Origin of the sequence: Serratia sp. CY56464 (assembly GCF_052168435.1) — a bacterium.
GTDB lineage: Bacteria > Pseudomonadota > Gammaproteobacteria > Enterobacterales > Enterobacteriaceae > Serratia > Serratia marcescens.
Genome location: NZ_JBJNMV010000001.1, coordinates 1,754,420 through 1,778,835 on the forward strand (window position 1 = coordinate 1,754,420; position 24,416 = coordinate 1,778,835).

The window sequence follows — 24,416 nt, forward strand, 5'->3', positions numbered from 1 at the left end:
GATCAGTGCATCTTCAGACGCGGACGGATCACCCGGTTGATGCCGCCCACCAGCATCATCAGGCCGGTTTTGATGTAGCCATGCAGCGCCACCTGGTGCATGCGGTACAGCGAGATGTAAACGAAGCGCGCGATGCGCCCTTCCACCATCATCGAGCCGCGCATCAGGTTGCCCATCAGGCTGCCGACGGTGCTGAAGCGCGACAGCGACACCAGCGAGCCGTGGTCTTTATACACGTATGGCTTCAGCGTCTGGCCGTTCATCAGCGCCAGAATATTGGTGGCGCAGCGTGAGGCCATCTGGTGCGCCGACTGCGCGCGCGGCGGCACGAAACCGCCGCCCTCTTTCGGGCAGGAGGCGCAGTCGCCGATGGCGAAGATGTTCGGATCGCGCGTGGTCTGCAGCGTCGGCTCCACCACCAGCTGGTTGATGCGGTTGGTTTCCAGGCCGCCGATGTCCTTCATAAAGTCCGGCGCCTTGATGCCGGCCGCCCACACCATCAGATCGGCATCGATAAATTCGCCGCCCTTGGTGTTCAGCCCCTTGGCGTCCGCGCTGGTCACCATGGTGTTGGTCAGCACGCGCACGCCCAGTTTGATCAGCTCCTGGTGCGCGGCGGCGGAAATGCGCGGCGGCAGCGCCGGCAGGATGCGCTCGCCGGCTTCCACCAGCGTCACGTTGAGCGCGCTGTTGTCCAGGCCTTCGAAACCGTAGCTGTGCAACTGCTTCACCGCGTTATGCAGTTCGGCGGACAGTTCAACGCCGGTGGCGCCGCCGCCGACGATAGCGATGTTGACCCGCTCTTTTTGCCCCGGCTGCGCCGAGAACTTCAGGAACAGGTTGAGCATTTCGTTGTGGAAACGACGTGCCTGATGGGGGTTATCCAGGAAGATGCAGTGCTCTTTCACGCCCGGCGTACCGAAATCGTTCGAGGTGCTGCCCAGCGCCATCACCAGGATGTCGTACGGCAATTCGCGCGCCGGCACCAGCTCGCCGCCCTGCTCGTCGCAGATCTGCGCCAGCTGCAGCGTTTGCGTCTCGCGGTTGATGTTGGTCAACGACCCCAGTTGGAAGCTGAAATGGTGATTGCGCGCGTGCGCCAGGTAGCTGAGCGCATCCACGCCGTCATCGAGGGAACCGGTCGCCACTTCGTGCAACAGCGGTTTCCACAAATGGCTGTGGTTGCGATCCACCAGCGTGATCTCGGCTTTGTTCTTGCGGCCAAGTTTATGGCCCAGGCTGGTCGCCAGCTCCAGACCACCGGCGCCGCCGCCAACAATAACGATTTTCTTCTTTGGCGTTGTCAAAATAACCCCCTAAATGTGAACCATTTGTTATCCCAGGGTAAATAAATAATATCCTTAGAATACATAGGGTTCGCGTAAAATAAATCGGCTCTCTGCAGCCAGAATAGCATGTGAGGTTATTTGGTCATACCAAAATTGACGTACATCAAATTTTTTTGGTTAAAGGCTGGACGCGGGGATTTTTTGGGGATTGTGATTCAAATAGTTAGCGCTGAGTCACAGTTTTAAATTTTGCCGATTGCCACAGAGAATCTTGCTTTGACGCACAAAAAAACCGCACTTTCCGCCGGTGAAAAACGGGGCGCGCGGCTCGCGGCAGCGTTATGAAACTGTTAACCCAGCGCCTTGAACGCCTTGAGCCGCTGCAGATGCGGCGAGATGTTTTTGAACTTGTGCGTCTGCTGTTCATCCCAGACGATTTCGTAGTAGTGATGCAGCAATTCGGCGCTGCGCCGGTTATCCAGCACCTCGTCGTGGCGCGACAGCACCACCAGACAGCGATCGCGGTTTTTCTCGCGGAAATCCTCCACGCACTTGGTGGCGATATCGCGATACTCTTCCGGCCGGTCTATCTTGCCGTGCATGTGCTCTTCCGGGTACAGGTTGGGATTGAACATCGCCTGGCGAATGCCGCACAGGAAACCGATGCGCTCCGCCCAGAAGCCGCCGAGGCCGACCCCGCAGATCAACGGGTGCGCGTCGCCGCCCTGCTGCACCGCCTTGTCCACCTCTTTCAACAGATGCTGCATGTCGTGACGCGGATGCTGCGTGCTGTAGCTGATAAAGCGCACGTCCGGATCGATAAACTGCAGCTGTAACACCTTTTCATGATTGCCGGGACTGGTGGAATCGAAGCCGTGCAAATAGATAATCATGTGGATCCTCGCAACAAGCCAAGGGCCGCGGGCGCGGCCCTCATCATTTCCGCTCTGCGCCGCGGTGCGGCGCCTGGATTCACCCTTGCGAACGCTGCTTGTGCTCCTCCCAGCGCTCGCTCAGCGCGCTGAGCGCCTTGTGCGCCTGCTGCCAGCGCTCGGAGTCGCGCAGTTCCTGACGGGTGAACTGACCGCGATGATATAACCGCTTCACCTTCTCTGCTTTGACCGGGGACAGGTTATCCAACACGCTGACCGCGCCTTCGCGGTGGTTGCACACCAGGATCATGTCGCAACCGGCATCCAGCGCCGCCTGGCCGCGTTCGGCATAGCTGCCCATGATGGCGGCGCCTTCCATCGACAGATCGTCGGAGAAAATCACGCCGTCGAAGCCCAGCTCCTGACGCAGGATCTGCTGCAGCCAGTACGGCGAGCCACTGGCCGGACGCGGGTCCGCTTCAGTATAGATGACGTGGGCCGGCATGACGGCGTCCAACAGCTGGCGGTTGATCAGCTCGCGGAAGATCGCCATGTCGTGCTCGCGGATCTGCGCCAGCGGCCGCGGATCGCGCGGGGTTTCCTTGTGCGAATCGGCGCTGACGGCGCCGTGCCCCGGGAAGTGTTTGCCGGTGGTTTTCATGCCGGCGCTGTGCATGCCGAGGATGAAGCGTTCCGCCATCGCCAACGCCTGCGGCGGATCGCTGTGGAACGAACGCTCGCCGATCGCCGCGCTGCCGTGGCCGATGTCCAGCACCGGCGCAAAGCTGATGTCGATATCCTGCGCGATCATTTCCGCCGCCATCAGCCAGCCTGCCTCCTGCGCCAGACGGCCGCCTTCCTGCGCATCGTGCAACGCGGCAAACGACTGCGCCGCCGGCAGACGGGTGAAGCCCTCGCGGAAGCGCTGCACGCGCCCGCCTTCCTGATCTACCGCCACCACCAGCCGATCGTGCGATTCGGCGCGGATCTGGCGCACCAGCTCACGCAGCTGCTCCGCATCGTGGAAGTTGCGGGTAAACAAGATCAATCCGCCAACCAGCGGGTGTTTCAATATTTCGCGTTCTTCTGCATCCAGCTCGTAGCCGGCGACATCTAGCATTACTGGGCCCACGGGCACCTCACTTCATTGTGTTCGTTCAGAATTCGGATGGTGATAAACAGAATCGCCGGCGCAGCGCAGCGCCCCAGCGCAAAAATTCAACGTCGCCGCTCTGCTGCCAGCGCACTTCAAACCACAGCAGCATCAGATAATCCACCCACGGCAGCCAACGGCGCACCTGTGCCTGCAGCCGGGCGATGTCGTGATAATCCTGACGCGCGTAGTGCTGCAAAAAGCGCTGCTGCTGTTCGGCCGACCAGCCGTTGCTGCGAAACAGCGCGGCGATATCCAGCGCCACATCACCGTCGGCGGCATACTCCCAGTCGATCAGCCGCAGCCCTTCGCCGGTGGCGAGCAGATTGCCCGGATGGATATCCATGTGCAGCGGCGCCAGACGCAGCGGCCGTGGCAAGGCGCTGCGTAAAAAATGACGCTGCAGGCGCAGCCAGGCGGGGGTTAAACGCCGCGTATCCAGCTGCTGCCAGTAGCGGAGGAACTGCCGCCGCAGATCCAGCCGGTAACCGCTGAGCGGCCGCCGATGCAGCGTCGCCACCATCGCCGCCAGCTCGCCGCGCTGATTCAGCGCGTCAAACTCGGCAATTGTGACGACGTCACCTTCAAGCCATTCGAGGATAAGCCACTGATTATTCTGCGCGAAAACCCGTGGCCCCAGCCCCGACGCGCAGCGACGCAAGACCTGCGCTTCCCGCCGCCTGCTCACGCCCAGCGCGCGTTTCTCCGCGCTGTGTTGCCGCGCCAGCAGCGTAATGCCCGCGCCGTCGATACGCCAGCTCTCGCCGGTCAGCCCCTGCACCGGGCTGAAATGACAACCGGCGGTATTCACCGCCGGCAGTCTGGTTTCCATCAATCGTCGCAGCGCGGCCTCAGCGTTTAACGGCGCCATTGCCCGACCAGACGATCTCGCCGGTTTGCACCAGCATCAGCTGCATATCCAGCGCCGGCGACTTCACGTCGCCGCTGACATCGCTGTACAGCACGTACTGCGCGCCGACGATGCGCGCCAGGCCAATCGCCTTGCTGCGCGAGCCGAAGCTGTCATCCGCCGACAGGCCCAGCGTTTGTCTGGCGCTGGTCAGCTTCGCTTCCGGCACCACGCTGAAGGTGGAGTTCGACGCCAGCGCCTTATACAGCGCCGCGGTGGCTTTGCCCATCTGCAGCGAACCGTTGGTGTTGTTCTTGACGCTGTCCAGCAGCAGCACGCTGCCGGCCGTGACGCCATCGGCCTTCAACATCTGCCCCACCAGCGGCTGAACGCTGCCCAGCCAGTCGAGCTGCTGGATTTTCGGCGGCTGCGGCACCGGCTCGGTAGTTGGCGGCTGCGGCTGCTCGACCGGCGGCGTCGGCTGATCCGGCTCGACGGTGACCGGCGGCAGCGGTTGTTCCGGCTCAGGCGGGCGCGACAGACAGCCGCTCAGGGTGAATGCGGCCAGCGCCACTAAGACGTACTTTTTCATGCTTTTTCTCCAAACCTGGCAAGCGCTTACAGGTACAGATACAGACGCGCGCTTTTAGCGTCCAGATTGCCGTTAATCGAGTAGATTTTGGCGTCCGAGTTGGGCGCCACCACGATCTCGCGCGGTTTCTCGAAGGGGCGAATATCCAGTCCCTGCGCGTCGTACCAATAGAAACGGTAATGTACGGTGACCGGCGTCGGCTGACTGTTATTGAGCACCGAGGTTGCCATCACCCGCCCGGAAGCGTTCGAAATCGAGGGCGTATCGGCCAGAATGCCGGCGGTCAGCACCGAAGGATCCATCACCACCGTCTGCCCTTGGTTGACCGCGATGCCGGGCGGTGAGCTGCATCCCATCAACAACGCGGCGGGCAGCGCCAACGCCATCAGACCACGCAGAGTTTTTTTACCGCGCATGATTTCCTCGCTTAACGTGACAACAGCGGCCCCAGCGAGCGGCCACCGACCAGGTGCATATGAATATGATAGACCTCCTGACCGGCGTGGCGATTGCAGTTGACGATCAGGCGGTAGCCGTCCTCGGCGATGCCTTCCTGTTCGGCGATTTTCGCCGCGGCGGTGATCATGCGGCCCAGCGCGGCTTCGTGCTCCACGGTCACGTCGTTGACGGTTGGGATCAGCACGTTGGGAACGATCAGCACATGGGTGGGCGCCTGGGGGGAGATGTCACGGAAAGCGGTCACCAGTTCATCCTGGTAAACCACATCAGCAGGGATTTCGCGGCGGATAATTTTACTGAAAATCGTTTCTTCGGCCATCTGGCGTTCCTTGTTTTACACAATTAGCTGTACGCAGTATGAGTGACAAATTCTACTGCTTTCAACCTGATTGCGCACTTTCCACGTCGAGTGCTGCAGATTCGCGCAGGCCGGCCCCCCGCTTGTGCATCTTTTCACTTTGGTTATTCACTATTGTTGCTTTACTTGCCCCGCGCCGCCGCCAATAGTAACCCCATGATTAACAAAGGATAGAGGGCGTTATGTTACCGAGGATTCCGGCGCTGTGCGCGCTGTTGCTGAGCGCCGCCGTGCAGGCGGCCCCGTCGGGCGGTATCGATCTGCAGGCTAATCGACAGCCGATACGCTCAGAGAAGAACCCCGCCGCTATCGCGCTGATTCCGGCGAACTTTCACTTCGCGGTGCCCGGCAAGCTGACGGTGGCGGTGGCATTCGAGAACTCCCCGCCGCTGGCGCTGTTCGCCGAAGACAATAAAACGCTGATCGGCAGCGATCCGGACATCGCCCGCCTGGTGGCCGACAGCCTCGGGCTGGAGCTGAATCTGGTGCCCACCTCCTGGGAAGATTGGCCGCTTGGCATCAGCGCGGGCAAATACGATGCGGCGATCTTCAACATCGCCGTCACCAAACAGCGTAAAACCAAATTCGACTTCGCCACTTACCGAGTGGACACGCTGGGCTTTTACGTCAAATCCACCAGCAACATCACCGCGATCAACCGGCCGCAGGACGTCGCCGGTCTGCGGATCATCGTCGGATCCGGCACCAATCAGGAAAACATTCTGCTGGGATGGGATAAGCAGAATCGCGCCGCCGGGCTGCCGCCGGTGCAGCCGATCTACGTGACCGACGACGCCGCCACCAACCTCAGCATTCAGTCCGGGCGCGCCGATGCGTTCTTCGGCCCCCACTCTACCGGCGCCTACAAGGCGGCGCTGACCGGCAAAACCAAAATGGTCGGCATCGGCCCCAACGTGGCCTATGTCGCGGTCACCACCAAAAAAGGCAACGGGTTGGTGAACGCCGTCAACGCCGCCATCAACGGCGTCATCGTCAGCGGTGAATACGCGCAGGTGCTGGAACGCTGGGGCGAAGGCGACGAAAAGGTCGAGCGCTCCGCCATCAATCCGCCGGGCATCGGCGACTAGCTGCCGATCAGCTGCGGCGCATGCCGACGCATCCACTCGGCCAGCGAGTCCAACGTTGGCCGCAGCGATTTGCCCAGCGCGGTGACCTGATACTCCACTCGCGGCGGCACTTCGGGAAACACCTGCCGCGTCACCAGACCGCGCTGTTCGAACAGCCGCAGCTGGCGCGTCAGCTCTTTTTGTGCAATGGGCGCCACCGCCCGCTGCAGCTCGCTGAATCGTACCGGGCCATCGATCATGATCAGCCGGTACAAGATCGGTATCGCCCATTTGCCCGACACCAGATTGACGAAGTCCACCATCGGGCAAGGTTCACCCGCCGTCGGCAACGCCGCCAAATTATTTTCCGCCGCTAAGGGCGCTTGCGTCGTCATTTCATCCCACCTCGTCCATTAGTATCCAAAAGGTGCCTACTATGCAAAAGTAACTATAGCGCAAATAATGCCGAAACTGACGCTAAAGAGGAATCGGTTATGTCACGACTGCAAGGCAAATACGCATTGATCACCGGCGGCACCAGCGGCATCGGGTTGGAAACCGCCCGCCAGTTCATCGCCGAGGGCGCGACGGTGGCGATCACCGGCCGCAGCCAACGCGCCCTGGACACGGCGGGCCAGGCATTGGCGGGCAACGCGCTGCTGCTGCTGAGCGACGCCGGCGACCTCCCACAACAGCGCGCGCTGGCGCAGCAGTTGGAGCAACGGTGGCCGCGGCTGGACGTGCTGTACGTTAACGCCGGCGATGTCACGCACCGCCCGCTGCAGGAATGGGATGAACAGAGCTACCAGCGGCTGATGGACATCAACCTCAAGGGACCGTTCTTTCTGATCCAGGCGCTGCTGCCGCTGCTGGCCAACCCTTCTTCGGTGATCCTGTGCGGTTCGGTCAGCGCCCATATCGGCCTGCCGCAGAGCAGCGCCTACGCCGCCAGCAAAGCCGGTTTGTTATCTTTGGCCAGAACGCTCTCCGGCGAGCTGCACGCGCGCGGCATTCGCGTCAACGGCCTCAGCCCCGGCCCGACCGAAACCCCGGCGCTGGGTAAGCTGGGGCTGGCGGAAGCGGATGAGCAGGCATTGCGCGACGATATCCGCGCGCTGGTGCCGATCGGCCGCATGGGCAGCGCGCTGGAACTGGCCAAAGCGGCGGTGTTTCTGGCGGCGGACGAGTCGGCATTTATGGTCGGCGCGGAGCTGCAAATGGACGGCGGCGTGGGGAACCTGTAACCGCGCGCGACACCCTAAGAAGGCCGCTTGCGCGGCCTTTATCTGTCCTTATCAGCTCACCCCTTGAATCGGATTGGTATTAAAGGTGTAGACCACGATCTTCCATTGGCCCTGCTGTTTCTCCAATACAAATACTTCACGGTTTAAATCGATCAGGGTGGCGCCGTCGCTTATTCGGGTGACCGTTGCGCCGCGATGATGGTGCGTTCGCACATAGGCCATATTACCGTTCACGCTGACGCTGTCATAAGCAAACTCGGTTTCAAATTTCTCGTTTTTAAATAAGTTGTCATATTGTTGGCGGCGCTTTTCATTGCTGTCCGCCGTCGGTTTTTCGTTCCATTGCGAGTAACTTTCTGGCGCAAAAAGTGACAAAATCGTTTGTGTGTCGCCGGCGTTAAGCGCTGTCTGGTAGCGGTTTATCAGCTCATACACCGCCTTCTGCTCTGCCGCGACGCCCGCCTCTGCGGAAACCCTGTAACGTTGCGGTGCGGCCTCGCTGCTTGCGGCATAAGTTTGGCCGCACAAACCCGCGCCCGCCAATAACAATACGGCAGTTAACTTTTTCATATAAATATCCTCTTCGGCGTTATTTCATTATGGCAATAAGGATGCGATTTCAGATAAATAAAAGCGCTTAAAATAAATTATCCAATGCCGCGTTAAATTGACAGCTGGCATATTTAAAAATACTCTTTTAATAATTTAAATAATGGAAGCTGTTAACATGAACGAACTGCATGCGTTGCGCGTGTTCTGCCAGGTGGTGGAAATGGAGGGATTCAGCCAGGCGGCAACCAAAATGGGGCTCTCCCCAGCCAGCGTCACGTACAGCATCAATCAGCTTGAAAAACAGTTCGGGCAGTCCCTCTTCAAGCGTTCAACCCGGCGCTTCTCGCTGACCAGCGCCGGGGAGCGTTGCTATCGCACCGCGCAAGAGATACTGCGGCAGTTTGACCAGCTGAAAAACGACATGTCGGGTGACTTTGAACAACCGCGCGGACCGCTGCGGGTTGAGATAGCCTCAATGCTGAGCAGCATGCATATCGCCCCGGCGCTGCCGGCTTTTTTGGCGCAATACCCAGAGTTGCAGCTCAGCGTGTCGGTTAGCGATCGCTTGGTCAATCCGGCGGAAGATCGCGCCGACGTATTTATTCGCATCGGCGCCGGCGACATCCCCGAGATGGTCAGCCGTCAATTGCTGCAACCACGCTACCTGTGCTGTGCGTCGCCCGATTATTTTGCGCGCCATGGCCGGCCGGAACACCCGGAACAGCTGCAACAGCATCAGCGGCTGGGATTTATGCGTTCAGGCGCAGCGGCGGCGGACGACTGGCAGTTCATTCGCGGCGACGAACGCTACTCTCTGGCGCCCAGCCCGCTGCTGAGCTTCAACCATTCTCAATCGCTGTGCGAGGTGGCCAGGAATCACCTCGGCCTGGTTTACTTGCTGGATTGCACGCTGGAAAATTATCTGAAGACAGGGGAATTGGAGCCGATACTGCAGGAATGGGCGCCCACAGGGGCGCCGATCAATATTCTCTATCCGCGCCTGCGGGATCGCAGCCACAAAATTCGGGTCTTCGTCGACTTCATCAGCGAGCTGTTCACCGACAAATTCGCCAGGCCCTGAGCGCGCGCCTCACCCCAGTCCAGGGATATCGACGCCGAAAGTCTGCAGCAGCAACACCCCGTTGAGCAGCACGATCACCACCGTGCCGACCACCGCCGCCAGACTGGTCCAGCGGCCGTTGGCGAACTCGCCCATGATGTCGCGGCGACGGGTGAACATCACCAACGCGATCATCGGCGCCGGCAGCGCCAGGCTCAGCACCACCTGGCTGTAGACCAGCGCGTCGGTGGCGTTGACGCCCATCGCCACCACGATAAACGCCGGCACCATGGTGACCAGGCGGCGCACCCACACCGGGATACGGAAACCGACGAAGCCCTGCATGATCATTTGCCCGGCCATGGTGCCCACCACCGAGCTGGAAATGCCGGAGGCGATCAGCGAAGCCAGGAAGATGCCGGCCGCCGCCGCGCCGAACAGCGGCGTCAGGGTATGGTAGGCGGAGCCAATTTCGGCCACGTCGCTGTTACCGGCGTGGAAGGCGCTCGAGGCCATGATCACCATCGCAATATTCACCAGCCCGGCAAGGGCCAGCGCGATCACCACTTCAATATTGGAAAAGCGCAGCAGCTTGCGCCGCTCGCCGTTGTCGCTGGCCGGGCTGCGGTGCTGGGTCAATCCCGAGTGCAGGAAAATGGCGTGCGGCATCACGGTGGCGCCGATAATGCCGACGGCGATGGTCAGCGCCTGGGCATCCGGCAACTGCGGCGTCACCATGCCGATGCCGGCCGCCTGCCAGTTCACCGGCACGATGAACATCTCCACCAGATAGCACAGCGCGATGATGCCCACCAGGCCGCCGATCATCAGCTCGACCGGGCGGAAACCTTTCTTTTCCACCATCAACAGCGCATAGGTGATCACCGCCGTCACCCCCATCCCCGCCAGCAGCGGCATATGGAACAGCAGCGCCAGCGCAATCGCCCCGCCGAGAAACTCCGCCAAATCGGTGGCCATCGCCGCCACTTCGCTGAGCAGCCACATGCCGATCACCACCGGCCGTGAAAACTGGTCGCGGCACATTTCCGCCAGATTGCGGTTGGTGACGATGCCCAGTTTGGCCGACAGCGCCTGAAACAGCATGGCGATCAGGTTGGCCATCACCACCACCCACAGCAGGCTGTAGCCGTATTTCGCCCCGGCCTGAATGTTGGTGGCGAAATTACCGGGGTCCATATAGGCGATCGAGGCAATCACCGCCGGGCCGGCGAACAGCAACGGCGTAAAGGCGCCGCGCTTGCGTCCGGCAAGGGCGGCGCCAATCGCGATGTTGGTCCGTTCGGTTAACGATGAGGGAGTAGCCGCGTCTCGCATGAAGTACCCTTAATCTTTTGCTGGTTATTTTTCCACCGATCATGCTGACAATGTAGCATCGGCTACACTTTATGCAACAGGCGAAATTAATGGGCTTTGTGTAGAGATATTTCTAACTACCACAATGCGTGGCATCGAATTGATAATGTGTGCTATTTGGACTAACTTAGGGCAACCCTCCCCGCATTGCCGGGAGACGCCATTTTTATGCTTACAGGACGCCCCACGCTATGGTTACCCGCGCGCCAGATAACGCCGACCGCCACGCCCAGACCGACATGCCGGACGAGGCCGAGCACGCCCTGCGTTTTAGCCGCGCCCGCGAAGCGCAGTCCAATGCGCTGATCGAAGATTACGTTGAGCTGATTGCCGATTTGCTGCAAAGCACCCGCGAAGCCAGAACCACCGATATCGCGCGCCGCTTCGGCGTCTCTCACCCGACGGCGATCAAAAATATCGCGCGGCTCAAAAGCGCCGGGCTGGTGGAGTCGCGCCCTTATCGCGGGGTGTTTCTAACGGAAGAAGGCGAGCAGCTGGCGCAGAAGGTGCGCCGCCGTCACCGCATCGTGGTCGATCTGCTGATGTGCCTCGGGGTGCCGAGCGAAACTGCCGAGCTGGACAGCGAAGGGATTGAACACCATATCTCGGACGAAACGCTGGCGGTGTTCGAGCATTACCTGCAAAAACATGCCAAACCCTGACTCCCGGAGCGCCGATGAGCTACGCCGTGCAGCAAGTCTACGATCTGTGCCTGGTGGTTTTCGCCGAAGCCGGGCCGATGTTGAAAGACGAAAACGACGTCAGCCTGTTTATCGCGCCCGCCTTTGAACACGAGGCCGGGATGATTGCCCTCCCCATCAACCGCCTCGACGCCACCTTTTTCCAGCTCAAAAGCGGCATTGCCGGCGCCGTATTGCAGAAATTCATCAACTACCACCTGCGCGTGACGCTGCTGGGCGATATCACCCCTTGGTTAGCGCAAAGCAACGCGCTGCAAGATTTCGTTCGCGAAGCCAATCGCGGCGAACAGGTCTGGTTCCTTCCTTCTCTCGCCGAACTCGAACAGCGCCTTGGCGCCTGACGACAAGCAATAAAAAAGGGAGGCTTGCGCCTCCCTTGATAACTCCCCTACCTGAATCAATGATTACGGATGTATTCGTCCATATCGGTTTTCAGGTTGTCGGACTTGGTGCCGAAGATGGCCTGCACGCCGGAGCCAGCGACGACTACGCCGGCTGCGCCCAGTTTCTTCAGGCCCGCCTGGTCGACTTTGGACACGTCGGCCACGCTGACACGCAGACGGGTGATGCAAGCATCCAGGTTAGTGATGTTTTCTTTACCGCCGAAGGCCTGAACCAGCGCCGCGGACATTTCGGAACCGCCCTGCGCAGTCTGCTCGGCAGCGGTGTCTTCACGGCCCGGAGTTTTCAGATCCAACTTGGCAATCAGCACGCGGAAGATGGTGTAGTACACCAGACCGTAGACGATGCCGACGATTGGGAACAGCCAGATTTTGCTGCTGTTGCCGCTCAGTACGATAAAGTCGATCAGGCCGTGCGAGAAGCTGGTGCCGTCACGCATGCCCAACAGGATGCAGATTGGGAACGCCAGACCGGCCAGGATAGCGTGGATCACGTACAGGATCGGCGCAACGAACATGAAGGAGAACTCGATCGGCTCGGTGATACCGGTCAGGAACGAGGTCAGCGCGGCGGAGATCATGATGCCGCCGACTTTCGCGCGGTTTTCCGGCTTGGCCGAGTGCCAGATGGCGATGGCCGCAGCAGGCAGACCGTACATTTTGAACAGGAAGCCGCCGGACAGTTTGCCCGCGGTTGGGTCACCCGCCATGTAGCGAGGGATGTCGCCGTGGAACACCTGGCCCGCCGCGTTGGTGAATTCACCGATTTGCATTTGGAACGGCACGTTCCAGATGTGGTGCAGACCGAACGGCACCAGAGCACGCTCAACCACGCCGTAAATGCCGAAGGCCACGACCGGGTTCTGATAAGCCGCCCACTGCGAGAAGGTCTGGATAGCCGTACCGATCGGCGGCCAGATGAAGGACAGCACTACGCCCAGAACGATCGCCGCCAGACCGGAAATGATCGGCACGAAACGCTTACCGGCAAAGAAGCCCAGGTATTCCGGCAGTTGAATGCGGAAGAAGCGGTTGAACATATAGGCCGCGATGGCGCCGGAGATAATCCCCCCGAGCACGCCGGTATCCGCCAGGTGTTTGGCCGCAATTTCTTCAGCCGGCAGGTGCAGCACCAGCGGCGCAACCACCGCCATGGTTTTCACCATAATGCCGTAAGCCACCACCGCCGCCAGCGCGGAAACGCCGTCGTTGTTGGTGAAGCCCAGAGCGACGCCGATGGCGAAAATCAGCGGCATATTGGCGAAGACCGAACCGCCCGCTTCCGCCATCACGTGGGAGACTACCGCAGGTAGCCAGCTAAAGTTGGCGGAGCCGACGCCCAGCAGGATACCTGCGATAGGCAACACGGACACCGGCAGCATGAGCGATTTACCTACTTTTTGCAGGTTTGCAAATGCGTTCTTGAACATAGTTGAGTGTGCTCCTGAGTAATAATGCTTTGCTACTTCTTGTCGCGATGATTCGCGCTGCAAGGGGGGGAGAAAAACCCCTGCAATTCAGGGTGTCTGAGCACCCCTTGAATTTATTACGCAGAGTAAAATAAATAGCCTGCGCAATGTTTGATGACAATCACGTTTCGATGATCGAGCCGCGCAACTTTGCAAAAATCGGCGTTTTTTTGGCAAAACAGAGCAAAAAACGCGCACCAACCACCTTGAAACGGGAGGGAACCTTACCCGTTTCAGTGATTAATTACGAGCTTAAAAAAAATTACGCAGACAATGACCTACAGCTATAGCCTAGGTCAAAGATCACAGTTCGAGGTGAAATAAGCGTGAAAAGTTGGCGGTGGTGGCTTCGGCCAGTTGTTCCAGGCTAACGCCCTTCAATACCGCCATGTATTCAGCCACATCACGCACATAGGCGGGTTGGTTTTCTTTGCCGCGATGCGGCACCGGCGCCAGGTACGGCGAGTCGGTTTCCACCAAAATGCGATCCAGCGGCACATAACGCGCCACTTCGCGCAGCTGTTCGGCATTGCGGAAGGTGACGATACCGGAGAAAGAGATGTAGAAGCCCAGATCCAACAGGGCTTCGGCCGTGGCCAGATCTTCGGTGAAGCAGTGCAGCACACCGCCGCAGTCCTGTGCATTCTCTTCACGCAGGATCGCCAGCGTGTCCGCGCGCGCATCGCGGGTGTGGACGATCACCGGCTTGTTCAGATCCCGGCCAATGCGGATATGTTCGCGGAAAGAGTCCTGCTGCAGCTCAAGGTTGTCTTTCTGGTAGAAGTAATCGAGCCCGGTCTCTCCCAGCGCCACCACCTGCTCCGCCGCCGCCAGGCGACGCAGTTCGGCGTAATCATAACCCTCTTCCAGATTGAGCGGATGCACCCCGCACGAGAAGGCCACGTCGTTGCGCTCGCCGATCAGTTCGGTCATGGAACGGTAACCCGGCAACGTGGTGGCGACCGCCAGCACATAGCCGACGTCGCGCGCTTTGGCCTTGGCCAGCGCGTCGTCCACATTCTGGTGCAGCGTCTGATAATCCAGACTGTCAAGGTGGCAATGAGAATCGACTAACAACATAATGTTTAACTCTTTAACTTTACAGCGAGTGAGGGTGGGAATAGCCGGCGGCGCCAAGCATCTGTTCCCAGCGAAGTAACTGTTCGGTCAGCAGCAGCTCGCGGTTGACGCCCACCACGCTGAGCAGCTGATGGCGGCAGTTCAACCACTGCTGCACGATCTGTTGCAGCGAGGCGCTGCTCAGCAGGCTGGCCAACTGATGCACCAGCGGCTGCTGATCCTGATTCAATACATAGTGATGCGCGCCCTGCTGCCACTTCATGGCGTCCACCAGCAGCGCGCACAGCCAGTGCAGGCGCTCGGCGACGTCTTCATGGTTCAGCGCCGGCAGCAGCGACAGCATATCGCGCTGCGGCAGCGCGGCGCTCAAGGCGGCGCACAGCGCGCTGCGCTGCTGCCACTGCTGCGGCTGCAACAGCTGTTCGGCGGCCAGCGGCGCGCCGTCGTGCAGGCGCAGCGCCGTGAGGCGGTCCGTCTGAGAACCGGCCGCCTGCCGGCTCAGCCACTGCAGGCTGAGTTGTTCATCCGGGCTGGCCAAATGCCAGTACAGGCAGCGGCTGCGCAACGTCGCCATCAGCCGCGACGGCTCACGGCAACCCAGCAGAAAATAGGTTTTCTCCGGCGGCTCTTCCAGCGTTTTCAACAGCGCGTTGGCCGCCGCCTCGGTCAGCTGTTCCGCCTGCGGCAGCCAAATCACCTTGGCGCCGCCCTGTTGAGCGTGAGCGTACAGCGTTTCAATCACCTGGCGAATCGGTTCGATACCCAGGCTGCTCTTGCCCTTTTCCGGCGCCAGCACATGATAATCCGGGTGGTTGCCCGCCAGCATCAGCCGGCAGCTGTGACACTCGCCACAGCTTTTTTCGCCGTTGCGCTGTTGGCAGATCAACCAGCGGCTCAAGCCGTAGGCCAGCGCATCGTCACCATTGCCCGCCGCCGCGTGCAGCAGCAGCGCATGATGGCCACGGCCCTCAGCGTACTGCCCAATCAGCTGGCGATAAGGGCCGTTCAGCCACGGGTACCAGTTCATTATGCGCCTTCCTGCTGCCGCAGCCAGTGGCCGACGCAGTCGCGGATCGCCGCAGTCACCTGCTCCAGCGGCTGGGCGGCGTCGACGGTGACGATGGTTTCATCCTGCGCCGCCAGCTCGAGATAGCGAGCGCGGGTGCGTTCGAAGAACGGCAGCGCCTCCTGTTCGATGCGATCCAACTGGCCGCGCGCCTGCGCGCGTTGCAGGCCGACCAGCGGCGGCAGATCGAGATAGACCGTCAAATCCGGGCGGAAATCCCCCAGCACGGTGTCGCGCAGCGAGGTCATCAACTGCGGATCCACACCGCGGCCGCCGCCCTGGTAAGCCTGTGAAGAGAGATCGTGGCGATCGCCCACCACCCAGGCGCCGCGCGCCAGGGCGGGTTTGATCACGGTTTCCACCAGCTGCACGCGCGCAGCGTACAGCATCAAGACTTCGGCCTTGATGGTCGGCAATTCGCCGTCGATGCCGCGCTTGAACAGATCGCGCAGCTTCTCCGCCAGCGGCGTGCCGCCGGGTTCACGGGTGAAGACGATATCGTTGATGCCATGTTCACGCAGCACATTGACCACCGTATCGCGCGCGGTGGTTTTGCCCGCGCCTTCCAGCCCTTCAATTACAACGAATTTACTTTTCATTCTTTTCCTTTAACGCCTGACGGTACACGCGCACCGCCTGGTTATGGCTCGCCAGATTGGTGGTGAAGGTATGCCCACCCTTGCCGTCGGCGACAAAATAGAGATATGGCGTTTTGGCCGGATTGGCGGCCGCCTGCAACGAGGCCTCACCCGGCATGGCGATCGGCGTTGGCGGCAGGCCGGCGATCACATAGGTGTTGTAAGGCGTCGGCGTCTCCAGATCCTTGCGCGTGATGTTGCCATTATAGCTTTCGCCCATGCCGTAGATCACCGTCGGATCGGTCTGCAGACGCATGCCGATGCGCAAGCGGTTGACGAACACCGACGCCACCTTGCTGCGCTCTTCCGGCACGGCGGTCTCTTTCTCGACGATCGAAGCCATGGTCAGCAGCTCTTCCGGCTTTTTGTACGGCAGGCTGGTGTCGCGGCCGGCCCAAGCGGCCTGCAGCGCTTTGTTCATGCGCACATGCGCGCGTTTGAGCAGCGCGATGTCGCTCATGCCGGCGGTATACTGATAGGTATCCGGGTACAAATGTCCTTCCGGGGTTTCTCCCGCAGGAATGCCGAGCGCAGCGGCGATCTCCGCTTCGCTCTTGCCCGCCAGGGTGTGTTTCAGGTATTTGGACTGCTGCAACACCTGCTGCCAGTCACGCAGGCGTGAGCCTTCGATAAAGCGTGCGGTGAACTGCGCCTCTTTGCCGCTGGCCAACAGTTTCAGCATCTGGCGCACCGTCATGCCCGGCGTGAACCGGTAGGTACCGGCTTTAAATTCCGCCAGCTCCGGCTCCAGCTTCAGCAGCCACTGGAACCAGCGGCCATTGTGCACCAATTTATCGCGTACCAGTAACCCTTCGAGCGCTACCCGGCCAGTGCCGGCCGGCAGTTTGAAGATGGTTTCTTGTTGGATAGCCAGTGGCGTATCGGCAAAGCGTTCGATCTTCTGGTAGCCCCAAAACAACAGCGCCAATATCAGAACAACAATAACAGACAGGACCTTCAGCTTTCTTTTCTTCATCAATTAGCCATGGTTAACAGTGTGGACGCAAAAAATCATACAGCTGACGTGAAGCATAACGCCATGATTGCGCAGCGTTTACCGGCAGCAACGGCATTAGCGCATTGCTCACCAGGACTTCGTCGGCATCGGCCAGCGTATCCAGCGGTTCACTGACGCAGTGCAGACGGTATTCCGAGCCCGCCAGCAGCGCGATCACTCGCCGCCGCATCAGGCCCGCGACGCCCGCCTGGCTCAGATCCGGGGTAAATACCGCTTTTCCCTTACGCCAGAACAAATTAGCCGCACAGCATTCCACCAGCATACCGGCAGTGTCAAGCACCAGCGCCTCGTCGGCGGCCGTCTGGTCAAGATGCGCGCGGATCAGCACCTGCTCCAGGCGGTTCAAATGCTTCAACCCCGCCAGCAGCGGATTGCGCGCCAGCGCCACCGGGCTGAGCGCAAGCGTAATGCCCTGCTCGCGCCACTGCAAATAGTGCGCAGGGTAGCTGCTGCGGGCCACGATGCGCGTCGGGTTTTCGCACCCGGTCGGGCTGTAACCCCGCCCGCCGCTGCCGCGCGTCAGTATCGCTTTGACCACGCCGAGCGGAATTGATTCGGCCGCCTGCGCCATCTCGCGCTCGAAAGCCGGCCAATCGGTGGAGGGCAGCATCAGCCGCTGCGCCGCTTGCTGCAGCCGCTCCAGATGCCAGGGCAGCAGCTCGATTTTACCGTCGATAACCCGGGCAGTCGTAAAACAGCCATCGCCGAACTGCAGGCCGCGATCGCTCGGCGCCAGCGCATCGTGGCGTTGTCCGTTAATCCAGTACATGCTTCCTCCTGTTGCCGGGTGATATCATTACGCTCGCAGAATAGCAGGCGGCGAGGCAATACGCAGCCCTGCTGACGGCCGGACGCCAGGCGTAAAAAAGCCCGGTTAAAAAACCGGGCTTTTCATCAGCGAACAATCGCGCGAGTTACACTCGGCGGAAGATCAGCGAGCCATTGGTGCCGCCGAAGCCGAAGGAGTTACACAGGGTGTACTCCATATCGCTGACCTGGCGCGCTTCGTGGGGCACGAAGTCCAGATCGCAACCTTCATCCGGGTTATCCAGGTTGATGGTTGGCGGTACCGCCTGATCGCGCAGCGCCAGCACGGTGAAGATGGACTCGATCGCGCCCGCCGCGCCCAACAGGTGGCCGGTCATCGATTTGGTCGAGCTCACCAGCACGCGCTCTGCATCGGCGCCGAACACGGATTTCACCGCCTGCGCTTCCGCCTGATCGCCCGCCGGCGTAGAGGTGCCGTGTGCGTTGATGTAACCGATTTGTGACGGGGTCACACCGGCGTCAAGCAGGGCATTTTCCATCGCCAACGCAGCGCCAGCGCCGTTTTCCGGTGGTGACGTCATGTGATAAGCGTCGCTGCTCATCCCAAAGCCAACCACTTCGGCGTAGATTTTCGCGCCGCGTTTTTTCGCGTGTTCGTACTCTTCCAGCACCATCATGCCGGCGCCGTCGCCCAGCACGAAGCCGTCGCGGTCTTTATCCCACGGACGGCTCGCCGCCTGCGGGTTGTCATTACGGGTGGACAGGGCGCGCGCTGCGCCAAAGCCGCCGACGCCCAATGGGGTGCTGGCTTTCTCTGCCCCACCGGCCAGCATCACGTCCGCATCATTGTAGGCAATGATACGCGCCGCATGGCCGATGTTGTGCACACCTGAAGTACAGGCGGTGGCGATGGAAATGCTTGGGCCACGCATGCCGTACATGATTGTCAGGTGGCCTGCAATCATATTCACGATGGTGGATGGCACGAAGAACGGACTGATTTTCCGTGGGCCACCGTTAACCAGTGAACTGTGGTTTTCTTCGATCAAACCCAGGCCGCCGATGCCGGAACCGATCGCGGCTCCAATGCGGGTGGCGTTAGCCTCAGTGATGTCCAGGCCAGCATCCTGCATGGCTTGCATGCCGGCAGCGATACCGTACTGGATAAAGGCGTCCATCTTGCGCGCATCTTTGCGAGAGATGAAATCCTCAGAATTAAAATTCTTTACCAGGCCAGCAAACTTGGTCGCATAGGCAGTGGTATCGAAATGGTCGATCAGGCTGATGCCACTCTGACCGGCAAGAAGAGCGTTCCACGTGGACTCTACCGTATTGCCGACAGGAGACAACATGCCCAGTCCGGTCACAACTACTCGACGCTTAGACACGTTTGTCCTCCAGGGAGGGAAAAATATGACACTAGGGATAGAAAAAACTTAGGCGGTCGAACGACCGCCTAGATATGTTCTCTTACTGCTGGCTAGCGTTGATGAAATCAATAGCTGCCTGAACAGTAGTGATCTTCTCAGCTTCTTCGTCTGGAATCTCGGTGTCGAATTCTTCTTCCAGTGCCATTACCAGCTCAACGGTGTCAAGAGAATCAGCGCCCAGATCTTCAACGAAAGAAGCGTTGTTCAAAACTTCTTCCTGTTTAACACCCAGTTGCTCAACAATGATTTTCTTAACGCGTTCTTCGATAGTGCTCATACTCTTAAATTTCCTATCAAAACTCGCTTTCGCGATGGTTTTCGTAGTGTATAAAATGCTGAAAAAGATGCAACTAAATCCCGGCTGGTCAAACCACGATTTTACGCTATTTTGCGGTTTTTGCCTCAAATAACGCAAATGGTTTTCACATTTTTTAAATCATGTACATGCCGCCATTGACATGTAACGTTTCACCGGTGATATAGCCGGCCTCATCAGAGGCCAAAAATGCAACAGCGCTGGCGATTTCTTTAGCATCGCCCAGCCGGTTGGCTGGAACTGATGACAAAATGCCTGCGCGTTGATCATCTGTCAACGCCCGTGTCATGTCCGTCTCAATAAAGCCAGGTGCCACGACGTTGACCGTAATGCCACGCGAAGCAACTTCACGTGCCAAAGATTTGCTAAAACCAATCAGACCGGCTTTAGCCGCCGCGTAGTTCGCCTGCCCTGCGTTCCCCATGGTGCCGACAACGGAACCGATGGTGATGATACGGCCAAACCGCTTTTTCATCATAGCGCGCATTACCGCTTTTGACAGGCGGAATACGGAAGTCAGGTTAGTGTCGAGGATATCCTCCCACTCATCATCCTTCATACGCATCAGCAGGTTATCACGCGTGATGCCGGCATTATTCACTAAAATGTCGATTTCGCCAAATTCGGCGCGAATCGATGCCAGCACGCTGTCGATAGATTGCGCATCAACAACGTTCAACATAAACCCTTTGCCGTTTGCGCCCAGGTAGCTGCTGATCGCTTCAGCGCCGCTCTCGCTGGTTGCGGTGCCGATCACTTTGGCGCCGCGTGCTACAAACGTTTCTGCAATGGCTCGGCCAATACCGCGGCTCGCGCCGGTGACCAGAACGATTTTACCTTCGAAGCTCATCATTTTCCTCTTTATTGTTCAAGCGCCGCCGACAGGCTGGCGGTGTCGTTCACCGCCGCAGCCGTCAGGGTGTCAACAATACGTTTAGTCAGACCGGTCAGCACTTTGCCCGGCCCCACTTCCAGCAGCGACGTCACTCCCTGTGCTGCGATAAATTCTACGCTCTCGGTCCAACGCACCGGGCTGTACAGCTGACGCACCAGCGCGCTGCGGATCGCTTCAGGATCGTTTTCGGTGCGCACGTCGACGTTGTTCACCACCGGCACCTGCGGCGCGTTGAAAGTGATGTCCTGCAGCGCTACGGCCAGCTTGTCGGCGGCCGGCTTCATCAGCGCGCAGTGCGAAGGCACGCTCACCGGCAGCGGCAGCGCACGTTTGGCGCCGGCGGCTTTGCAGGCGGCGCCCGCACGTTCAACCGCTTCTTTGTTGCCGGCGATGACCACCTGGCCCGGCGAGTTGAAGTTGACCGGAGAAACCACCTGCCCCTGTGCGGACTCCTCACACGCCTTGGCGATCGCGTCGTTGTCCAGACCGATGATGGCGTACATCGCGCCGGTACCTTCCGGCACCGCTTCCTGCATCAGCTTGCCGCGCAGTTCGACCAGACGGATCGCCGCCTTGAAGTCCAGCACGCCGGCGCAGACCAGCGCCGAGTACTCGCCCAGGCTGTGGCCAGCCATCAGCGCAGGCGCTTTACCGCCCTGCTGCTGCCACACGCGGAAAATCGCCACCGAAGCGGCCAGCAGAGCCGGTTGGGTCTGCCAGGTTTTGTTCAGTTCTTCCGCCGGACCTTGCTGCACCAGCTGCCACAGGTCGTAACCCAGGGCGGAAGAAGCCTCGCCGAAGGTTTCTTCGACGATCGGGAACTGTGCGGCCAACTCGGCCAGCATGCCAACGGTCTGCGACCCCTGGCCCGGGAAAACAAAAGCAAATTGCGTCATTTTTTCTTCCTGTCCAAATCAGAAACGAACCAGCGCCGAGCCCCAGGTAAAGCCGCCGCCGAAGGCTTCCAACAGCACCAGTTGACCACGCTGAATTCGCCCGTCGCGCACGGCTTCGTCCAGTGCGGAAGGCACCGAAGCGGCAGAGGTGTTGCCGTGACGATCGAGCGTCACCACCACTTTGTCCATCCCCATGCCCAGTTTTTTCGCCGTTGCGCTGATGATGCGCAGGTTGGCCTGGTGCGGCACCAGCCAATCCAGCTCGCTGCGGTCCATGTTGTTGGCCTGCAACGTCTCGTCGACGATGCGCGCCAGTTCGGTGACCGCAACCTTGAAGACTTCGTTGCCCGCCATGGTGACATAGGCCGGCTTGTCTTGATTCTGGCGATCCTTGTACGGCAGCGTCAGCAGGTTGCCGTAGCTGCCGTCGGCATGCAGATGGGTAGACAGAATGCCCGGCTCTTCAGACGCCCCAAGCACCACCGCACCCGCGCCATCGCCAAACAGGATGATGGTGCCGCGATCTTCAGGATCGAGCGTGCGCGACAAGACGTCCGCGCCGATAACCAGCGCATGTTTGACCGCGCCGTTTTTCACGTACTGATCGGCCACGCTGAGCGCATAAGTAAAGCCGGCGCAGGCCGCAGCCAGATCGAACGCCGCGCAGTCTTTGATGCCCAGCATTTGCTGCACCAGGCACGCCGCGCTCGGGAACGCGTGAGTGGTCGTGGTGGTCGCCACGATGATAAGCCCAATGTCTTCTTTAGCCACACCTGCCATTTCCAGCGCGTTCTCAGCGGCCTGGAAGCTCATCGTCGCAACGGTTTCATCCGCAGCTGCGATGCGACGTTCGCGGATACCGGTACGCGTGACGATCCATTCGTCAGAGGTATCCACCATTTTTTCCAAATCAGCATTGGTGCGCACTTGTACGGGCAAATAACTCCCCGTACCGAGAATCTTTGTATACATGTACGATCAGTCACTCTTAGGTAATACAGCCTCAAGGCGCGCAGCAATCCTTTCCGGGACTTGCCGCTGCACCGCCTGCACAGCCTGTTCGATTGCGACTGCAAACGCGTGAGGGTTCGCAGCGCCGTGGCTCTTGACTACGGTGCTGCGCAATCCTAACAGACATGCGCCATTATACTGGTCGGGGTTCAGGTGGCCGAACCGCTTAACCACCCGTTTTTGCAACCAACGGCCCAACAATTTCAACCACCACGCTCGCTTGTTTCCGTCGCCGGACGATTTCAACAGCGATAAGAACACCCTGACCACCCCTTCCATGGTTTTCAGGGTGACGTTGCCCACGAAGCCATCGCAAACCAACACGTCGGTCTTGCCGGTGAGCAGTTCGTTTCCTTCCAGGTAACCAATATAGTTGATTGCCGGAGTATTTTTTAGCACAGCGGCCGCCTCGCGGATATTATCCAGGCCTTTGGTCTCTTCTTCGCCAATATTCAGCAGCGCCACCCGCGGTTGCGCAATGCCGATCACCTCTTCCGCCATCACCGCCCCCATCACGGCAAACTGCACCAGCATGGTGCTGTCGCACTCGACGTTGGCGCCGAGATCCAGCACCACGGTTTTGCTGCGTTGCTGATTCGGGATCGCCGTCATCAGCGCCGGGCGCTCGATGCCTTCCAGCGGCTTGACCAACAGCTTCGCCAATCCCATCAGCGCACCGGTATTGCCGGCGCTGACGCACCCCTGCGCGTTTCCGCTGCTGAGCTGCTCGAGCGCAATGCGCATCGACGTGCCGCGGCTGGCGCGTATCGCTTGTGAAGGTTTGGCGTCGCCGGCGATCACGGACTCGGCGGGCACGACTTGCAGACGCTCCAGAAGAACCGGATCGGCGTGGGCAAGCAAGGGAGAGATGACGTCGGGATTGCCGACCAGCAGGAGATGAAGCTGTAAATTAGAGGCCAGTGCCTGCAACGAAGCAGGCACTGTGACGCAGGGACCGAAGTCCCCGCCCATTGCATCTAACGCCAGGGTTAGACGAGTCAAGGTATCGCTACTTAGCCGATAACCTTGCGACCGCGGTAGAAACCGTCGGCAGTGATGTGGTGACGACGGTGAGTTTCACCGGATACTTTGTCTACAGACAGAGTAGTCGTGGTCAGAGCATCGTGAGAACGACGCATGCCACGCTTGGAACGGGTTGGTTTATTCTGTTGTACGGCCATGGACCTTACTCCTCAATTACTTACGCTTTAAACTGGCTAATACGGCAAACGGATTCGGTTTCTCCGCCTCAGGAGGCAGTTGGCCAAATACCATGTCCGCTTCGGACACTTCACAGTGTTCAGATTCATGTACCGGAACGACAGGCAGTGAAAGAATAATTTCGTCTTCAATCATTGCCAACAGATCGACTTCGCCAAACTCGTCAACTTCGATCGGTTCGTACGCTTCCGGTAATGCCTCAGCCTGCTCATCATTGACGACCGGGCTAAAACAATATGTTGTGTGAACCTGATGTTCGAACGGGACTCCACAGCGTTGGCACATCAACGTTACCGTGACGTCCGCATGCCCTGTTATCACCGCGAGGCGTTGATTGTCGATATTAAACGACAACGACACCTCGACATCACTGTCCACACTGACCACGGAGTCGGCAACACGAGTAACCTGCTCAGGCGCATAGACACCAGCATAGTCCAGGCGTTTCTGAGCGGTACGTACCGCATCAATGGTCAAGGGTAATTTTACCTTTTGCATAGGGCGCGCATATTAACTTTGTAACGACATAGAGTCAAAGAAAAAGGCCGTAAAACGGCTCCTTTCACCAATATTCGCTTCCACAGCGGCCGACAGTTTAAAATGCCGTACCCATTTACGCTACGGTTTGCGAAAAAA

At 59.5% G+C, this 24,416-nt stretch carries 29 protein-coding genes; 5 read left to right on the top strand and 24 right to left on the bottom strand.

The features are described from left to right. Window positions 1–2: 2 nt before the first annotated feature. The 7 genes from ACJ8KE_RS08535 to hinT form a co-directional block, all read right to left on the bottom strand. A complete protein-coding gene (locus ACJ8KE_RS08535) occupies window positions 3–1,307 on the bottom strand; it encodes an NAD(P)/FAD-dependent oxidoreductase (RefSeq protein WP_004928794.1) in 1,305 nt (434 codons plus the stop codon). Between the two features lie 332 nt (window positions 1,308–1,639). Continuing rightward, window positions 1,640–2,182 carry an alpha/beta hydrolase YcfP gene (ycfP, locus tag ACJ8KE_RS08540; protein ID WP_016928172.1) on the bottom strand — a complete coding sequence of 181 codons (543 nt, stop codon included), beginning with the start codon at window positions 2,180–2,182 and terminating at the stop codon, window positions 1,640–1,642. Between the two features lie 79 nt (window positions 2,183–2,261). Beyond that, window positions 2,262–3,281, bottom strand: a complete 1,020-nt coding sequence (gene nagZ, locus ACJ8KE_RS08545; protein WP_016928173.1) for a beta-N-acetylhexosaminidase — start codon at window positions 3,279–3,281, stop codon at window positions 2,262–2,264. Between the two features lie 37 nt (window positions 3,282–3,318). Continuing rightward, complete coding sequence (gene thiK / locus ACJ8KE_RS08550) at window positions 3,319–4,185, bottom strand: thiamine kinase (RefSeq protein WP_442517215.1); 867 nt, start codon at window positions 4,183–4,185, stop codon at window positions 3,319–3,321. Further along, window positions 4,166–4,756 (bottom strand): penicillin-binding protein activator LpoB, encoded by a 591-nt coding sequence (gene lpoB, locus ACJ8KE_RS08555; RefSeq protein WP_004928784.1) that lies wholly within the window; start codon window positions 4,754–4,756, stop codon window positions 4,166–4,168. Before lpoB ends, thiK begins: the two co-directional genes overlap by 20 nt. Window positions 4,757–4,782: 26 nt before the next feature. Further along, window positions 4,783–5,172, bottom strand: coding sequence for a YcfL family protein (locus ACJ8KE_RS08560; RefSeq protein ID WP_016928175.1), 390 nt, complete (start codon window positions 5,170–5,172; stop codon window positions 4,783–4,785). An 11-nt stretch (window positions 5,173–5,183) separates the two neighbouring features. Next, window positions 5,184–5,534 carry a purine nucleoside phosphoramidase gene (gene hinT / locus ACJ8KE_RS08565; RefSeq protein WP_004928776.1) on the bottom strand — a complete coding sequence of 117 codons (351 nt, stop codon included), beginning with the start codon at window positions 5,532–5,534 and terminating at the stop codon, window positions 5,184–5,186. A gap of 221 nt (window positions 5,535–5,755) precedes the next feature. On the opposite strand from hinT, the gene ACJ8KE_RS08570 reads away from it, so the two are divergent. Further along, window positions 5,756–6,661, top strand: a complete 906-nt coding sequence (locus tag ACJ8KE_RS08570) for an ABC transporter substrate-binding protein (RefSeq protein ID WP_442517216.1) — start codon at window positions 5,756–5,758, stop codon at window positions 6,659–6,661. On the opposite strand, the gene ACJ8KE_RS08575 is transcribed toward ACJ8KE_RS08570, so the two are convergent. After that, window positions 6,658–7,035, bottom strand: a complete 378-nt coding sequence (locus ACJ8KE_RS08575; RefSeq protein ID WP_075205923.1) for a winged helix-turn-helix transcriptional regulator — start codon at window positions 7,033–7,035, stop codon at window positions 6,658–6,660. The two genes, ACJ8KE_RS08570 and ACJ8KE_RS08575, sit on opposite strands and share 4 nt — an antisense overlap. Window positions 7,036–7,134: 99 nt before the next feature. Here ACJ8KE_RS08575 and ACJ8KE_RS08580 point away from each other — a divergent pair, with 99 nt between their 5' ends. After that, entirely contained in the window at window positions 7,135–7,884 is a 750-nt protein-coding gene (locus tag ACJ8KE_RS08580) for an SDR family oxidoreductase (protein WP_317006584.1), read from the top strand. 51 nt (window positions 7,885–7,935) lie between these two features. Here the strand turns inward: ACJ8KE_RS08580 and ACJ8KE_RS08585 are convergent, their stop codons facing one another. Beyond that, window positions 7,936–8,454, bottom strand: coding sequence for a YybH family protein (locus ACJ8KE_RS08585; RefSeq protein ID WP_442517217.1), 519 nt, complete (start codon window positions 8,452–8,454; stop codon window positions 7,936–7,938). A 157-nt stretch (window positions 8,455–8,611) separates the two neighbouring features. Between ACJ8KE_RS08585 and ACJ8KE_RS08590 the strand changes: the two genes are divergently transcribed. Continuing rightward, entirely contained in the window at window positions 8,612–9,517 is a 906-nt protein-coding gene (locus ACJ8KE_RS08590) for a LysR family transcriptional regulator (protein WP_016928180.1), read from the top strand. A 9-nt stretch (window positions 9,518–9,526) separates the two neighbouring features. Here ACJ8KE_RS08590 and ACJ8KE_RS08595 read toward each other — a convergent pair whose 3' ends face one another. Further along, window positions 9,527–10,831, bottom strand: a complete 1,305-nt coding sequence (locus ACJ8KE_RS08595; protein ID WP_442517218.1) for an Nramp family divalent metal transporter — start codon at window positions 10,829–10,831, stop codon at window positions 9,527–9,529. 230 nt (window positions 10,832–11,061) lie between these two features. On the opposite strand from ACJ8KE_RS08595, the gene mntR reads away from it, so the two are divergent. Further along, a complete protein-coding gene (mntR, locus tag ACJ8KE_RS08600; protein ID WP_016928182.1) occupies window positions 11,062–11,532 on the top strand; it encodes a manganese-binding transcriptional regulator MntR in 471 nt (156 codons plus the stop codon). A gap of 14 nt (window positions 11,533–11,546) precedes the next feature. Continuing rightward, complete coding sequence (locus tag ACJ8KE_RS08605) at window positions 11,547–11,912, top strand: DUF4180 domain-containing protein (protein WP_079449376.1); 366 nt, start codon at window positions 11,547–11,549, stop codon at window positions 11,910–11,912. A 56-nt stretch (window positions 11,913–11,968) separates the two neighbouring features. Here the strand turns inward: ACJ8KE_RS08605 and ptsG are convergent, their stop codons facing one another. From ptsG to yceD, 14 genes are all read right to left on the bottom strand, one after another. After that, entirely contained in the window at window positions 11,969–13,402 is a 1,434-nt protein-coding gene (gene ptsG, locus ACJ8KE_RS08610) for a PTS glucose transporter subunit IIBC (RefSeq protein ID WP_016928184.1), read from the bottom strand. 342 nt (window positions 13,403–13,744) lie between these two features. Continuing rightward, the gene (locus ACJ8KE_RS08615; protein ID WP_016928186.1) at window positions 13,745–14,521 is read right to left on the bottom strand and encodes a metal-dependent hydrolase; all 777 of its coding nucleotides are present in this window, start codon (window positions 14,519–14,521) and stop codon (window positions 13,745–13,747) included. A 19-nt stretch (window positions 14,522–14,540) separates the two neighbouring features. After that, window positions 14,541–15,548 carry a DNA polymerase III subunit delta' gene (gene holB, locus ACJ8KE_RS08620; RefSeq protein WP_033640744.1) on the bottom strand — a complete coding sequence of 336 codons (1,008 nt, stop codon included), beginning with the start codon at window positions 15,546–15,548 and terminating at the stop codon, window positions 14,541–14,543. Further along, window positions 15,548–16,186, bottom strand: coding sequence for a dTMP kinase (gene tmk / locus ACJ8KE_RS08625; RefSeq protein WP_016928188.1), 639 nt, complete (start codon window positions 16,184–16,186; stop codon window positions 15,548–15,550). The genes holB and tmk overlap by 1 nt, the downstream gene beginning before the upstream one ends. Further along, window positions 16,176–17,201: an endolytic transglycosylase MltG gene (mltG, locus tag ACJ8KE_RS08630; RefSeq protein ID WP_442517219.1), complete on the bottom strand. Its 1,026-nt coding sequence runs from the start codon at window positions 17,199–17,201 to the stop codon at window positions 16,176–16,178. The genes tmk and mltG overlap by 11 nt, the downstream gene beginning before the upstream one ends. 13 nt (window positions 17,202–17,214) lie before the next feature. Next, window positions 17,215–18,012: an aminodeoxychorismate lyase gene (gene pabC, locus ACJ8KE_RS08635; protein WP_016928190.1), complete on the bottom strand. Its 798-nt coding sequence runs from the start codon at window positions 18,010–18,012 to the stop codon at window positions 17,215–17,217. A 145-nt stretch (window positions 18,013–18,157) separates the two neighbouring features. Further along, window positions 18,158–19,399: a beta-ketoacyl-ACP synthase II gene (gene fabF, locus ACJ8KE_RS08640; RefSeq protein WP_004928734.1), complete on the bottom strand. Its 1,242-nt coding sequence runs from the start codon at window positions 19,397–19,399 to the stop codon at window positions 18,158–18,160. Between the two features lie 82 nt (window positions 19,400–19,481). Further along, entirely contained in the window at window positions 19,482–19,718 is a 237-nt protein-coding gene (acpP, locus tag ACJ8KE_RS08645; RefSeq protein ID WP_004719003.1) for an acyl carrier protein, read from the bottom strand. Window positions 19,719–19,872: 154 nt separating this feature from the next. Further along, window positions 19,873–20,607, bottom strand: a complete 735-nt coding sequence (gene fabG / locus ACJ8KE_RS08650) for a 3-oxoacyl-ACP reductase FabG (RefSeq protein ID WP_016928193.1) — start codon at window positions 20,605–20,607, stop codon at window positions 19,873–19,875. Window positions 20,608–20,618: 11 nt separating this feature from the next. Beyond that, complete coding sequence (gene fabD, locus ACJ8KE_RS08655; protein ID WP_015377451.1) at window positions 20,619–21,548, bottom strand: ACP S-malonyltransferase; 930 nt, start codon at window positions 21,546–21,548, stop codon at window positions 20,619–20,621. An 18-nt stretch (window positions 21,549–21,566) separates the two neighbouring features. Then, entirely contained in the window at window positions 21,567–22,520 is a 954-nt protein-coding gene (locus ACJ8KE_RS08660) for a beta-ketoacyl-ACP synthase III (RefSeq protein ID WP_028128023.1), read from the bottom strand. Between the two features lie 6 nt (window positions 22,521–22,526). Then, window positions 22,527–23,561: a phosphate acyltransferase PlsX gene (gene plsX / locus ACJ8KE_RS08665; RefSeq protein ID WP_004928717.1), complete on the bottom strand. Its 1,035-nt coding sequence runs from the start codon at window positions 23,559–23,561 to the stop codon at window positions 22,527–22,529. 11 nt (window positions 23,562–23,572) lie between these two features. Further along, complete coding sequence (gene rpmF, locus ACJ8KE_RS08670; RefSeq protein ID WP_004927778.1) at window positions 23,573–23,740, bottom strand: 50S ribosomal protein L32; 168 nt, start codon at window positions 23,738–23,740, stop codon at window positions 23,573–23,575. A gap of 16 nt (window positions 23,741–23,756) precedes the next feature. Then, a complete protein-coding gene (yceD, locus tag ACJ8KE_RS08675) occupies window positions 23,757–24,278 on the bottom strand; it encodes a 23S rRNA accumulation protein YceD (protein ID WP_004927780.1) in 522 nt (173 codons plus the stop codon). Window positions 24,279–24,416 lie beyond the last annotated feature (138 nt).

What these genes read in the sequence shown, in the direction of transcription:
- ycfP (WP_016928172.1), bottom strand. Translation starts at nt 2,182, where the DNA reads ATGATTATCTATTTGCACGGCTTCGATTCCACCAGTCCCGGCAATCAT.
- nagZ (WP_016928173.1), bottom strand. Translation starts at nt 3,281, where the DNA reads ATGCTAGATGTCGCCGGCTACGAGCTGGATGCAGAAGAACGCGAAATA.
- thiK (WP_442517215.1), bottom strand. Translation starts at nt 4,185, where the DNA reads ATGGCGCCGTTAAACGCTGAGGCCGCGCTGCGACGATTGATGGAAACC.
- lpoB (WP_004928784.1), bottom strand. Translation starts at nt 4,756, where the DNA reads ATGAAAAAGTACGTCTTAGTGGCGCTGGCCGCATTCACCCTGAGCGGC.
- ACJ8KE_RS08560 (WP_016928175.1), bottom strand. Translation starts at nt 5,172, where the DNA reads ATGCGCGGTAAAAAAACTCTGCGTGGTCTGATGGCGTTGGCGCTGCCC.
- hinT (WP_004928776.1), bottom strand. Translation starts at nt 5,534, where the DNA reads ATGGCCGAAGAAACGATTTTCAGTAAAATTATCCGCCGCGAAATCCCT.
- ACJ8KE_RS08570 (WP_442517216.1), top strand. Translation starts at nt 5,756, where the DNA reads ATGTTACCGAGGATTCCGGCGCTGTGCGCGCTGTTGCTGAGCGCCGCC.
- ACJ8KE_RS08575 (WP_075205923.1), bottom strand. Translation starts at nt 7,035, where the DNA reads ATGACGACGCAAGCGCCCTTAGCGGCGGAAAATAATTTGGCGGCGTTG.
- ACJ8KE_RS08580 (WP_317006584.1), top strand. Translation starts at nt 7,135, where the DNA reads ATGTCACGACTGCAAGGCAAATACGCATTGATCACCGGCGGCACCAGC.
- ACJ8KE_RS08585 (WP_442517217.1), bottom strand. Translation starts at nt 8,454, where the DNA reads ATGAAAAAGTTAACTGCCGTATTGTTATTGGCGGGCGCGGGTTTGTGC.
- ACJ8KE_RS08590 (WP_016928180.1), top strand. Translation starts at nt 8,612, where the DNA reads ATGAACGAACTGCATGCGTTGCGCGTGTTCTGCCAGGTGGTGGAAATG.
- ACJ8KE_RS08595 (WP_442517218.1), bottom strand. Translation starts at nt 10,831, where the DNA reads ATGCGAGACGCGGCTACTCCCTCATCGTTAACCGAACGGACCAACATC.
- mntR (WP_016928182.1), top strand. Translation starts at nt 11,062, where the DNA reads ATGGTTACCCGCGCGCCAGATAACGCCGACCGCCACGCCCAGACCGAC.
- ACJ8KE_RS08605 (WP_079449376.1), top strand. Translation starts at nt 11,547, where the DNA reads ATGAGCTACGCCGTGCAGCAAGTCTACGATCTGTGCCTGGTGGTTTTC.
- ptsG (WP_016928184.1), bottom strand. Translation starts at nt 13,402, where the DNA reads ATGTTCAAGAACGCATTTGCAAACCTGCAAAAAGTAGGTAAATCGCTC.
- ACJ8KE_RS08615 (WP_016928186.1), bottom strand. Translation starts at nt 14,521, where the DNA reads ATGTTGTTAGTCGATTCTCATTGCCACCTTGACAGTCTGGATTATCAG.
- holB (WP_033640744.1), bottom strand. Translation starts at nt 15,548, where the DNA reads ATGAACTGGTACCCGTGGCTGAACGGCCCTTATCGCCAGCTGATTGGG.
- tmk (WP_016928188.1), bottom strand. Translation starts at nt 16,186, where the DNA reads ATGAAAAGTAAATTCGTTGTAATTGAAGGGCTGGAAGGCGCGGGCAAA.
- mltG (WP_442517219.1), bottom strand. Translation starts at nt 17,201, where the DNA reads ATGAAGAAAAGAAAGCTGAAGGTCCTGTCTGTTATTGTTGTTCTGATA.
- pabC (WP_016928190.1), bottom strand. Translation starts at nt 18,012, where the DNA reads ATGTACTGGATTAACGGACAACGCCACGATGCGCTGGCGCCGAGCGAT.
- acpP (WP_004719003.1), bottom strand. Translation starts at nt 19,718, where the DNA reads ATGAGCACTATCGAAGAACGCGTTAAGAAAATCATTGTTGAGCAACTG.
- fabG (WP_016928193.1), bottom strand. Translation starts at nt 20,607, where the DNA reads ATGAGCTTCGAAGGTAAAATCGTTCTGGTCACCGGCGCGAGCCGCGGT.
- fabD (WP_015377451.1), bottom strand. Translation starts at nt 21,548, where the DNA reads ATGACGCAATTTGCTTTTGTTTTCCCGGGCCAGGGGTCGCAGACCGTT.
- ACJ8KE_RS08660 (WP_028128023.1), bottom strand. Translation starts at nt 22,520, where the DNA reads ATGTATACAAAGATTCTCGGTACGGGGAGTTATTTGCCCGTACAAGTG.
- rpmF (WP_004927778.1), bottom strand. Translation starts at nt 23,740, where the DNA reads ATGGCCGTACAACAGAATAAACCAACCCGTTCCAAGCGTGGCATGCGT.
- yceD (WP_004927780.1), bottom strand. Translation starts at nt 24,278, where the DNA reads ATGCAAAAGGTAAAATTACCCTTGACCATTGATGCGGTACGTACCGCT.